The following is an 11,542-nucleotide window of genomic DNA, read 5'->3' as shown; positions in this document are numbered from 1 at the left end:
GTGTGGGCCGGGGGTACTACAGACCGACCTCGCGCATGAGCATGCCGACCTCGGTGTTGGTCAGGCGGCGCAGCCAGCCGGACTTCTGGTCGCCGAGCTCGATCGGGCCGAAGGAGGTCCGCACGAGCTTCTCGACCGGGAAGCCGGCCTCGGCCAGCATGCGGCGGACGATGTGCTTGCGGCCCTCGTGGAGGGTCACCTCGACCAGGTAGTTCTTGCCGAGCTGGTCGACGACGCGGAAGTGGTCGGCGCGGGCGTAGCCGTCCTCCAGCTCGATGCCGTCCTTGAGGCGCTTGCCGATGTCGCGCGGCAGCGGGCCGGTGATGGCGGCGACGTAGGTCTTCTTCACGCCGTACTTCGGGTGCGTGAGGCGGTGGGCCAGCTCACCGTGGTTGGTGAGCAGGATGATGCCCTCGGTCTCGGTGTCGAGCCGGCCGACGTGGAAGAGACGCGTCTCGCGGTTGGTGACGTAGTCGCCGAGGCACTGGCGGCCGTCCGGGTCCTCCATGGTGGAGACGACGCCGGCCGGCTTGTTCAGCGCGAAGAACAGGTACGACTGGGTGGCGACGGTCAGGCCGTCCACCTTGATCTCGTCCGTGGGCTTCACGCGCTTGCCCTGCTCCAGGACGATCTCGCCGTTGACCTCGACGCGCGCCTGCTCGATGAGCTCCTCGCACGCACGGCGCGAACCCATGCCGGCCCGGGCGAGCACCTTCTGCAGACGCTCACCCTCCTCCTCGGCACCCGGGAAGGTCTTCGGGGTCTTGATCACGGGCTTGTCGGCGTACCGGTCGCGCACGCGCTCCTCGATCCGCGCCTCCAGCTCGCGCGGCTTGGCGCGGCCGCTGCGGGAGCCGGGGCCGATGCGCGGGCCGCCGGCGCCGCCGATGCCCGGGGTACGGGAGACCTTCGGGCCGCCCTTGGCGCCACCGCGGGCCGCAGCGCCGCGGGCGCCGCCACCACGGTTGCCGTCGGCCGCGCCACGGGCACCGCCGCCGCCCGCCTTGGCACCGCCACGGCCGTTGCGCTCGCCCTCGGGGCCCACGTCGTAGCGACGCTCCTCGGGGCGGGGGTTGCGGATGCGGGGGGCCTGCTCGCGGTCGCGGTCGGAGCCGCCGCCCTGGTAGCCACCGGAGGAGCCGCCACCCTGGTAGCCACCGCCCGAGCTGCCGCCGCGGGGGCCGCCGCCCTGGTAGCCACCACCGGAGGAGCCTCCGCGGGAGCCGCCGGAGCTGCCGCCGCCCTGGTAGCCACCACCGGAGGAGCCTCCGCGGGAGCCGCCGGAGCTGCCGCCGCCCTGGTAGCCACCACCGGAGGAGCCTCCGCGGGAGCCGCCGCCCTGGTAGCCACCACCGGAGGAGCCTCCGCGGGAGCCACCGCCCTGGTAGCCACCGCCCGAGCTGCCGCCGCGGGAGCCACCGCCCGAGCCGCTGCCGCCGCCGGCGCCGCCACCGCGGTAGCCACCGCCGCCGCCGCTGGAGGAGCCGCCGCGGGGGGAGCTACCGCGCCCGCCACCACCGCCGCCGCTGTTCCTGTTGCCGCCACCGTTGCCGTTGCCGCTGCTTCGCATCAAAGTTCCGTCGTCTTGTCGTCTTCATCGGTATCCGGAGAGTCCGGATCGAACGACGGAACACCCTCTTGCGTCTCGGCTTCGATCGCGTCCGCCTCGGGGAGGAAGGGCGCGAGCTCCGGGAGCTCGTCCAGGCCGCGCAGGCCCATCCGCTCCAGAAAGTAGTTCGTCGTCCTGTACAGGATCGCACCTGTTTCGGGTTCCGTCCCCGCCTCCTCCACCAGACCCCGCTGGAGGAGGGTGCGCATGACCCCGTCGCAGTTGACTCCGCGGACCGCCGAGACCCTCGACCGGCTGACCGGCTGGCGGTACGCGACGACGGCCATGGTCTCCAGCGCCGCCTGGGTGAGACGGGCCTGCTGGCCGTCCAGGACGAAGGCCTCCACCGCCGGCGCGCAGTCCGCCCGGCTGTAGAACCGCCAGCCCCCGGCGACGAGCCGCAATTCGAATCCGCGGCCCTGGACCTCGTACTCGTCCGCCAGCTCGCGCAGCGCCACCGCGACCTCGCGGGGGGTCCGCTCGAGCACCTTGGCCAGGTGCGCCTCGGTCGCCGGCTCGTCCACGACCATGAGGACGGCCTCCAGGGCCGGCTTCAGTGCCAGCCCGGCCACGGGGGTCGTCACCTCGTTCATTCCTTGACCTCCACGATCCGATCGAACTCGTCCGTCACCGTCGGCATGCCGTCCCCGTCCCCGCCGCTCCAGCGCACCGTGAGCGTCTTCAGGGCCTCCTCCTGGTCCAGGACCACCGCCTTCTCCCGGTAGAGCTCCAGGAGGGCCAGGAAGCGCGCCACGACGGTCAGGGTGTCCGCGGCGTCCTCGGTGAGCTCTTGGAAGGTGGCCTCGCCCCTGGCCTTGAGCAGCGCCACGACCAGCCCGGCCTGCTCCCGGACGCTCACGAGGGGCGCGTGGATGTGGTCCACGTACACCTGTGGCTTCGCCCGGGGCTGCATGGCCTTGACCGCGAGCCTCGCCAGCCCGTCGCCGCCGATGCTGATGACCACCTCGGGGAGCAGCTCGGCGAGGTGGGGCTCCAGCCCGACGGTGCGCGGGTAGCGCTTGCCCTCGGTCTCGGCCCGGTCCTGGAAGATCTCGGCGATCCGCTTGTACGCCCGGTACTGCAGCAGCCGCGCGAACAGCAGGTCCCGGGCCTCCAGCAGCGCGAGGTCCGCCTCGTCCTCGACCTCGGCGACGGGGAGCAGCCGGGCCGCCTTCAGGTCGAGCAGGGTGGCGGCGACGACGAGGAACTCGGTCGTCTGGTCGAGGTCCCAGTCGGGCCCCATGGCACGGATGTGCGCCATGAACTCGTTGGTGACCTCCGACAGCGCGACCTCGGTGACGTCGAGCTTGTGCCGGGAGATCAACTGCAGCAGCAGGTCGAAGGGCCCCTCGAAGTTCACGAGCCGCACCGTGAACCGGCCGTCCCCGACGGGATCCGGCACGGCTTCGGCCTCGACGGCCGACCCGGCCGCGGGCTCGGACGCTGCCGCAGGGGCCGCGACGGGAGCCACTACGGGCTCCTCGACCTCCCCGGGCCCCTCGGGGAGGCCGGGGGCCTCCGAGGCCGCCCCGGCCCCGGCCGGAGCCCCTGGGGCCGCTACGGGAGCACCCGGGCCGCGGCCCAGCGAGCGGCGGGGCGGCGGGCCGGATTCGGCGGGAGGGGGCATCGCGGTCCAGGGTGGTGCGGAACGAACGGCTGACGTACAGGGGCCGGAGCCCGAGCCCCTAAGACTCCCACGCACATCCGCACCGAAGCACCGGGGACTCCGAGCGGCGCTCGAGTCTTTTCAGCCGTCCGGCGTTTGAGGACCGGGGTCTGGGGCGGAGCCCCAGAAGGGGTCCGGGCAGCGCCCGGGGAACGGTGGAAGGGCGGGTAGGGGACTCCGCCCCGCAGGGCCCGCCCAGCCCCCGCAGGGGCTCAGCGCCCCCGCAGCCGGCGAACCAGGATGCTCGCGTCACCGCGGGACTCCAGGTCCGCCAGCACCACCGCGACGGCCTCCCGCACGATCCGGCCCCGGTCGACCGCCAGGCCGTGCTCCCCGCGCAGCACCAGCCGCGCGTGTTCCAGGTCCATGAGCTCCTCCGCGGAGACGTAGACCGTGATCTTCTCGTCGTGCCGCTCGCGCCCGCTGGGCCGCCGGTTCGCACCGCGTCCCGGCCCCTTGCCCCGACCGGGGGTGGGGGCGGGGACGGCGTTACCGGAACCTTCCTGCGAACGCCGCTGCGGACCGACGCCCGGCTCCGTGCCGGCCTCAGCCTCCCGGCTGCGGCCCTCTCCCGCCGTGCCCTCCGCGGCCGCCGCCGCGTGCTCCACGCCCCGCGCCGAGTTCGGCGAGGAGGAGGTCAGTGCCATCCCCCCGGTCGTACGGAACAGTTCGTCGGCTCCGGGCAGACTCACTCGGCGGGACACCGGGCGAGCACCTCCCTGGCCAGCTGGCGGTAGGCGGCGGCGCCGACGGAGTTGGAGGCGTACGTGGTGATCGGCTCGCCGGCGACCGTGGTCTCCGGGAACCGCACCGTGCGGCCGATGACCGTGTGGTAGACGTGGTCGTCGAAGGCCTCGACGACGCGCGCCAGCACCTCACGGCTGTGCACCGTACGGGAGTCGTACATCGTGGCGAGGATGCCGTCGAGCTCCAGCTCCGGGTTGAGCCGCTCCTGCACCTTCTCGATGGTCTCGGTCAGCAGCGCCACACCGCGCAGCGCGAAGAACTCGCACTCCAGCGGCACGATGACCTTGTGAGCCGCCGTCAGGGCGTTCACGGTCAGCAGACCGAGCGAGGGCTGACAGTCGATCACGATGTAGTCGTAGTCGGGCAGCAGGGGCTTCAGGGCCCGCTGCAGCGTCGACTCGCGGGCGACCTCGCTGACCAACTGCACTTCGGCGGCGGACAGGTCGATGTTGCTCGGCAGCAGGTCCATGTTGGGGACCGCCGTCTTCAGCAGCACCTCGTCGGCCGACATGCCCCGCTCCATGAGCAGGTTGTAGACCGTCAGGTCGAGCTCCATCGGGTTGACCCCGAGGCCGACCGACAGCGCGCCCTGCGGGTCGAAGTCGACGAGCAGCACCCGTCGCCCGTACTCCGCGAGCGCCGCACCCAGGTTGATGGTCGACGTGGTCTTGCCCACGCCGCCCTTCTGGTTGCACATCGCGATGATCGTCGCCGGACCGTGGTCGGTCAGCGGACCCGGGATCGGGAAGTACGGCAGCGGCCGTCCGGTCGGGCCGATCCGCTCACGGCGCTGGCGGGCAGCGTCGGGGGCGAGAGTGGCCGCGTACTCGGGGTCGGGCTCGTACTCCGCGTCGGGGTCGTAGAAATGCCCCTCGGGCACCTGTTCGTAGTCGGCGAAACCCACGGGCTTGTCGCCGCTCAGGTCGCCGGCCCTGGAGTTCACGTCTAGGCCGTCCATGCTCTTTTGGGGCGTCGTCATGTGCTGGTGGTTTGCGAAGGTGCGGACCGCTACGGATCCCACGGCTTCGATTCCGGCAGGACCCTGGCCCCGCGCAGGCCCTCCTGCTCGACCACCTCCAGGAGCAAATGTCGACTCATTCACAAGTCGTCTTACCTCCTCGGACGTGACCAGGACACTTATCGATAGGTCAGCGTGGCACCATGCCGACGGTTGGCGACTCTATGGCGTGTCACCACTCAGCGGCAACACAATCCGCCGGACCCGCCGCGATGTGTCGGCAACCGAACACCACTCTGTCAAGGGCGTACGAGCTGTCGCCGGGAAGTTTCGCGGGTGCGCGAAAGGGTTAAAGGGTTACGTTCGAGGCGAGTTGAGCGGCCTTGCGGACGACCCCGGGTACGCCTCCGGCCGGACCTCGCGAGCAAGGTCCGGCCGGATACGTGAGATTGACGTCAGTCGTTGACGACTCAGCCGAGCAGCGTGCTCAGCTCGAGGGTCTCGAGACCGTGGGCCTCGGCGACCTCGCGGTAAACGACCTGGCCGTCATGGGTGTTGAGGCCCAGCGCGAGCGCCGGGTCGCGACGCAGCGCCTCGACCCAGCCGAGGTTCGCGAGCTGCACGATGTAGGGCAGCGTGGCGTTGGTGAGGGCGTAGGTGGAGGTGTTCGGCACCGCGCCCGGCATGTTGGCGACGCAGTAGAAGACCGAGTTGTGGACCTGGAAGGTCGGCTCGGCGTGGGTGGTCGCGCGGGAGTCCTCGAAGCAGCCGCCCTGGTCGATCGCAATGTCGACAAGGACACTTCCGGGCTTCATCTTGGCGACGAGCTCGTTGGTGACCAGCTTCGGGGCCTTCGCACCCGGGATCAGCACCGCGCCGATGACGAGGTCGGCCTCGATGACGGCCTTCTCCAGCTCGAAGGCGTTGGAGACGATCGTCTTGATCTTCGTGCCGAAGATCTTGTCGGCCTCGCGGAGCTTGTTGATGTCGCGGTCGAGCAGGGTCACGTGGAAGCCCATGCCGACGGCGATCTGCACGGCGTTCCAGCCGGAGACGCCGCCGCCGATGACCACGCACTCGCCGGCGTGGGTGCCGGGGACGCCGCCGGGGAGCACGCCGCGGCCGCCGACCGAGCGCATCAGGTGGTAGGCGCCGACCTGCGGGGCCAGGCGGCCCGCGACCTCGGACATCGGGGCGAGCAGCGGGAGGGCGCGGTTCGCCGTCTCGACCGTCTCGTACGCGATGGCGGTGGTGCCGGACTCGAGCAGGGCGTCCGTGCACTCGCGGGAGGCCGCGAGGTGCAGGTAGGTGAAGAGGGTCTGGTCCTTGCGGAGGCGGTGGTACTCCTCGGCGATGGGCTCCTTGACCTTCAGCAGCAGGTCGGCGGTCGCCCAGACCTCGTCGGCGGTGCCGAGGATCTCGGCGCCGGCGGAGACGTACTCCGCGTCCGTGATCGAGGAACCCACACCGGCGTTCTGCTCGACGAAGACCTGGTGGCCGTTGCGGACCAGCTCATGCACGCCGGCGGGCGTGATGGCGACCCGGAACTCGTTGTTCTTGACCTCGCGGGGGATGCCGACCTTCATCGTGGCTCACGGTCCTTGGCTCAGGGGATGTTTCGGGCTACTTCAATACAAACCCGTCCACAAGAACGCGCAACGGGATGCACCAGAGGATGACCTGGTGAAGCCAGTCTAATGAAGGATGAGCGGCTGTCTAGCCTTGCAAACCAATAATCTCAGTCGGAAACGCTGCGGATTTCGCAGGCTGCGGGGTCGTCTCCCAGCAATCTGTCGGCCGCGGACCTGTGCAGCCTGGCAGCCGCGGGATCGCCGAGCCGGTCCAGCGTGTCCGCCAGCCGCACCTGGAGCGCGGCCTGAAGCCGCAGGTCCCCGGCCTTCCGCGCGAGCTCCACCGCCTCCCGGCAGGTGTGCAGCGATTCCTCGGGCCGCCCCGCGTACTCCTGGATCCGCGCCATCTCGCTCAACGCCTTTGCCTGGCCCGGGACATCGGCCAGTTTCCGGTAGCCGGCCGAGGCCGCCCGCCAGCTCCGCAGCGCCTCCCCGTACCGGCCCGCGTACGTGTGCACGTTCCCCAGCCGCCCGTACAGCCGCGCCTCGTCCGCGCGCTCCCCCCGCGCGAGGGCGTGGGACAGGGCCCGGCCGAACCAGTCGGAGGCCCGGTGCCAGTCGCCCAGCTCCTGGTGCGCGCCGCCTACGGATTCCATCGCGCGGCCCGACGCGTACGGGTCGTTCGCCGCCTTTCCCGCGTCCAGCGCGGCCCGGTACCGGTCCAGCGCCTCCCGGGTCCGGCCGGTCTCGGCGTCCAGATCGGCCAGGTTCAGCAGCGCGGCGGCCTGCTCCCGGTGCAGATCGCGCCGCTCGGCCACGTCCAGCACGAGCTGGTGCAGCCCGTACAGCTCGGGCGCGGCCCCGGCGGTGCCTCGGTGCTCGGACAGGGCCCGCGCGAGGGCCGCCACGAACCTGCGCGCCAGGGTGTCCAGCTCCCCGTCGGCCACGGCCAGTGAGGCGGCGGCCAGCAGTGCGGGCAGCCGGGTGTCCAGCCAGGTCTCGGCCGCCCGCCGGTCGGCGAAGCGCAGCGCGCGCGGCACCCCGTCGAGCTTCTCCGGCACCCCGACCGCCCCGCCGGGTCCGTCCAGGCCGTCTTCGTCCGGCTCGGCCATGGCCCGGCAGGAGAGCAGCAGCCGTACGGTGCGCTCCAGCATCCGGGCCCGCGCGAGCTGGACCTCGGCGGGCCGCTCCTTGGCCTCCAGCAGGGCCTGGAGCAGCGGCGCGAGGCAGCCGGGCAGCAGGTACAGCCCGTCGTGCGCGGGCCTGAGCAGTCCCAGCGCGGCGAAGTCCTCCAGGGTCGACTGCGCGGCGGCCACGGAGCAGCCGGCCAGTGCGGAGGCGACGTGGGAGTCGACGAGGCCGGCGGGGGCAAGCGGAAGCAGCCGCAGGGTCCGCTGGGCGGGCTGCGGGAGGGATTCGTAGACGAGCCTGAAGGTCTTGGCGAGCGGGCCGCCGACCCCGGCGGGCATGTCGTGCAGCTGCTTGCCCACGTCCGCCACGGAGGCCTTGGGGCGGGCTGCGAGCCAGCCGCCCGCGAGGGCGAGCGCGGCGGGCTGGCCGCCGCACTCCTCGGCGAGGGCTTCGGCCGCGCGCGGGTCGTTGGCTGCGCGGACGTCACCGATGCGCTGGACCAGCATGCGGACGGCCGAGGGGGTGTCGAGGCCGCCGAGGGTGCAGGGGCGGACATCCGGAATCCCGGTCAGGGGGCCCTCCGAGGTGACGACGACCAGGCACTCGGGGGTGTCCGGCAGCAGGGCGTCGACCTGGTGCGGATCGGAGGCGTCGTCGACGAGCAGGACCATGCGGCGACCGGCCAGGGCCGTGCGCAGGGCGGAGCTGAGATCGTCCTCGTCGGCGCCGGGCGGGGTGGGCTGCCCGAGTCCCTCCAGGAGGGTGCGGACGGCACGCTCGGTGGCGATGCCCTCGCCCGTGGGGGCGGTGAGCCGGACCTTCAGCACCCCGTCGGGATAGTCGTCGGCGATCTCGCGCACCAGCGCTTCGGCGAGTGCGGTCCGGCCGGAGCCGGGGCGCCCCGCGACCAGGAGCACCCTTGCGCGCGGGGCCTTGGCCTTGCGGCCGGAGAGGGTGTCGAGCCCGGTTCGCGCGATGTCCTCGCGGAGCTCCTTGAGCTCACGCCGCCGCCCGACGAAATCCGTCACGGATCCGCTCCTCTCGCTGCCTTCGGATTGCGAGCGTAGTTCACGCAGAGCGACGAACAGGGTGGAGCGCGGCGGACAAATCGCCCGATCGGATCAGCGGATGGGCAGTTTTTCCGACGTGCCGCTCACACAGCACGTCGGAAAGTCACACTGCGGCTACGCCTCGTACGGGCGGGCCTGCCACGGGGCGTCCGCCGGCCGGAGGGAGGTCAGGGGCGGGTCGGCGGCAAGGGCCGCCGAGAGGGCCAGGGCTCCCGTGACGAGCCCGGGGTTGCCCAGCTCGCCCGCCAGGACGCCCCGTACCACCTCGGGCAGCGGCACCCACGCCACCTCCATGTCCGCCTCCTCCGAGCCGGACTCCGCGTAGCGTTCGCCGTCCGCCTCCGAGACGCCGCGCGCGAGGAAGATCCGGGTGGCCTCGTCCGAGCCGCCGGGGGACGCGTAGAAGTCCGCCAGCACCCGCCAGTCCTCGGCCTTGACGTGCGCCTCCTCGTACAGCTCGCGCTGTGCCCCGTGCAGCGGGTTCTCCCCCACCACGTCCAGGAGCCCCGCCGGGAGCTCCCACAGCCGCCGCCGCACCGGGTGGCGGTACTGGCTCAGCACCAGCACCCGTCCCGCGTCGTCCAGGGCGAGCACGCACACCGACCCGGGGTGCACCTGGTAGTCGCGGCGGGCCACAGACCCGTCCGGCATCCGCACCTCGTCGGAAGCCACCGCCGTCTTCGCGCCCTGGAACGGCCGCTGGGTCGACACCGTCTCCCAGGATTCCGACGTGTCCTTGATCTCCATGCCCCGAAGCCCTCCACAACGCGCGACAGCCGGGGTACGGATCTCCGTACCCCGGCTGTCTACGGTATGTGCCGTACGACTACTTCGCGGCCTGCTGCCGCTCCACGGCCGCCTTGACCAGACCCGCGAACAGCGGGTGCGGGCGGGTCGGGCGCGAGCGCAGCTCCGGGTGGGCCTGGGTGGCCACCAGGTAGGGGTGGACCTCGCGCGGGTACTCGACGTACTCGACGAGCTTGTTGTCCGGGGAGGTGCCGGAGAAGACCAGACCGGCCTTCTTCTCCAGCTCGCCGCGGTAGGCGTTGTTGACCTCGTAGCGGTGGCGGTGGCGCTCGTCCACGTACGCCTGGTCTCCGTAGACCTCGCGCACGATGGAGCCCTCGGCGAGCTTCGCCGGGTACATGCCCAGGCGCATGGTGCCGCCCAGGTCGCCCGCGCCCTCGACGAAGGCCAGCTGCTCCTCCATCGTGGAGATCACCGGGTTCGGGGTGGAGGCGTCGAACTCGGTGGAGTTCGCGTCCTCGATGCCCGCCAGGTTGCGCGCGGCCTCGATGACCACGCACTGCAGGCCCAGGCACAGGCCGAGCAGCGGGATCTTGTTCTCGCGGGCGTAGGTGATCGCACCGACCTTGCCGTTGACACCACGGTCTCCGAAGCCGCCGGGCACGCAGATCGCGTCCACGTCGGACAGCTGCGCCGCGGCGCCCGCCTGGGTCTTGCAGTCGTCGGAGGTGACCCACTTGATCTGCACGCGGGCCTTGTTGGCGAAGCCGCCGGCGCGCAGCGCCTCGGTCACCGACAGGTAGGCGTCGGGCAGGTCGATGTACTTGCCGACGAGCGCGATCTTGACCTCGTGGTCGGGGTTGTGGACCCGGTCGAGCAGGTCCTCCCAGACGGTCCAGTTGACATCGCGGAAGGGCAGGTCGAGCTTGCGCACGACGTACGCGTCCAGGCCCTCGGTGTGCAGCACCTTGGGGATGTCGTAGATCGACTTGGCGTCGATCGCGGCGACCACGGCCTCCTCGTCGACGTCGCACATCAGCGAGATCTTGCGCTTGATCGAGGTCGGGACCTCGCGGTCGGCGCGCAGCACGATCGCGTCGGGCTGGATGCCGATGTTGCGCAGCGCCGCGACGGAGTGCTGGGTCGGCTTGGTCTTCAGCTCGCCGGAGGGGCCGATGTAGGGCAGCAGCGAGATGTGCACGACGAAGACGTTGTCGCGGCCGACCTCGTGGCGGACCTGGCGGACGGTCTCCAGGAACGGCAGCGACTCGATGTCGCCGACGGTGCCGCCGACCTCGGTGATGACGACGTCGACGTCGTCGGTCGCCATGCGCCGGATGCGGTGCTTGATCTCGTTGGTGATGTGCGGGATGACCTGCACGGTGTCACCGAGGTACTCGCCGCGCCGCTCCTTGGCGATGACCTGCGAGTAGACCTGGCCGGTGGTGACGTTGGCCGAGCCGTCGAGGTCGACGTCGAGGAAGCGCTCGTAGTGACCGATGTCCAGGTCGGTCTCGGCGCCGTCGTTGGTGACGAACACCTCGCCGTGCTGGAACGGGTTCATCGTGCCGGGGTCGACGTTGAGGTACGGGTCGAGCTTCTGCATCGTGACCCGAAGACCGCGCGCCTTCAGCAGCGCACCCAGGCTGGAGGCCGTCAGGCCCTTGCCGAGGGAGGAAGCGACACCCCCGGTGACGAAGATGTGCTTGGTCGTCATGGATTTGGGCGGCATCGCCAAGAGGGGGCTCCCGTGGTCGCGAGGTGAGGTGCGTCCGGCGCCGGCCACCGTCGAACCGGAAGGTCTCAGGGGGCGCCGAAGCTGCGGTTTCGGGGCTCCTGATTCGCACAGGCAGACCACCGGTCCACGGGATACCAGCCTATCAGCGCCCGGGCCGGTCCGCCTCCGGCCACGCGGCGGGGGCGTTCTCGGGGGCCTGCGCGCGGTCCGTCACGGCGGTATCGCCGCCGCTCACCCGTTCGGCCGAACCTCATTGTCCCCAAGCTGACGAGGATCACTAGGGTGCCGTCCTGTGCTGCTCGGAT

Annotated in this window: 9 protein-coding genes; all 9 read right to left on the bottom strand. The window is 71.5% G+C overall.

Going from position 1 to position 11,542, the window contains the following annotated elements; translation table 11 throughout:
* Positions 1-16: 16 nt before the first annotated feature.
* The 9 genes from ACE1OC_RS31375 to ACE1OC_RS31335 all read right to left on the bottom strand — a co-directional run bounded on the left by ACE1OC_RS31375 (position 17) and on the right by ACE1OC_RS31335 (position 11,231).
* Entirely contained in the window at positions 17-1,570 is a 1,554-nt protein-coding gene (locus ACE1OC_RS31375) for a pseudouridine synthase (RefSeq protein WP_407839824.1), read from the bottom strand.
* Entirely contained in the window at positions 1,570-2,202 is a 633-nt protein-coding gene (scpB, locus tag ACE1OC_RS31370) for an SMC-Scp complex subunit ScpB (RefSeq protein ID WP_407839823.1), read from the bottom strand. The genes ACE1OC_RS31375 and scpB overlap by 1 nt, the downstream gene beginning before the upstream one ends.
* On the bottom strand, positions 2,199-3,236 hold the full coding sequence (locus ACE1OC_RS31365) for a segregation and condensation protein A (RefSeq protein WP_407839822.1): 1,038 nt from the start codon (positions 3,234-3,236) through the stop codon (positions 2,199-2,201). The genes scpB and ACE1OC_RS31365 overlap by 4 nt, the downstream gene beginning before the upstream one ends.
* A 251-nt stretch (positions 3,237-3,487) precedes the next feature.
* The gene (locus tag ACE1OC_RS31360) at positions 3,488-3,979 is read right to left on the bottom strand and encodes a hypothetical protein (protein WP_250740241.1); all 492 of its coding nucleotides are present in this window, start codon (positions 3,977-3,979) and stop codon (positions 3,488-3,490) included.
* Positions 3,964-5,001 carry a ParA family protein gene (locus tag ACE1OC_RS31355; protein WP_266958946.1) on the bottom strand — a complete coding sequence of 346 codons (1,038 nt, stop codon included), beginning with the start codon at positions 4,999-5,001 and terminating at the stop codon, positions 3,964-3,966. Before ACE1OC_RS31355 ends, ACE1OC_RS31360 begins: the two co-directional genes overlap by 16 nt.
* A 449-nt stretch (positions 5,002-5,450) precedes the next feature.
* Positions 5,451-6,566, bottom strand: coding sequence for an alanine dehydrogenase (ald, locus tag ACE1OC_RS31350; protein ID WP_266876781.1), 1,116 nt, complete (start codon positions 6,564-6,566; stop codon positions 5,451-5,453).
* Positions 6,567-6,718: 152 nt separating this feature from the next.
* A complete protein-coding gene (locus tag ACE1OC_RS31345; RefSeq protein ID WP_407839821.1) occupies positions 6,719-8,710 on the bottom strand; it encodes an AAA family ATPase in 1,992 nt (663 codons plus the stop codon).
* A gap of 156 nt (positions 8,711-8,866) precedes the next feature.
* Complete coding sequence (locus ACE1OC_RS31340; RefSeq protein ID WP_407839820.1) at positions 8,867-9,499, bottom strand: NUDIX domain-containing protein; 633 nt, start codon at positions 9,497-9,499, stop codon at positions 8,867-8,869.
* A gap of 79 nt (positions 9,500-9,578) precedes the next feature.
* Entirely contained in the window at positions 9,579-11,231 is a 1,653-nt protein-coding gene (locus ACE1OC_RS31335; RefSeq protein WP_274552589.1) for a CTP synthase, read from the bottom strand.
* Between the last annotated feature and the right edge of the window lie 311 nt (positions 11,232-11,542).

Source organism: Streptomyces stoeckheimensis (genome assembly GCF_045822005.1).
In the GTDB taxonomy this organism is placed as follows: Bacteria; Actinomycetota; Actinomycetes; order Streptomycetales; family Streptomycetaceae; genus Streptomyces; species Streptomyces stoeckheimensis.
The sequence above is the reverse complement of the archived record's forward strand: the minus strand, read 5'-3'. Positions and strand labels throughout refer to the sequence as shown.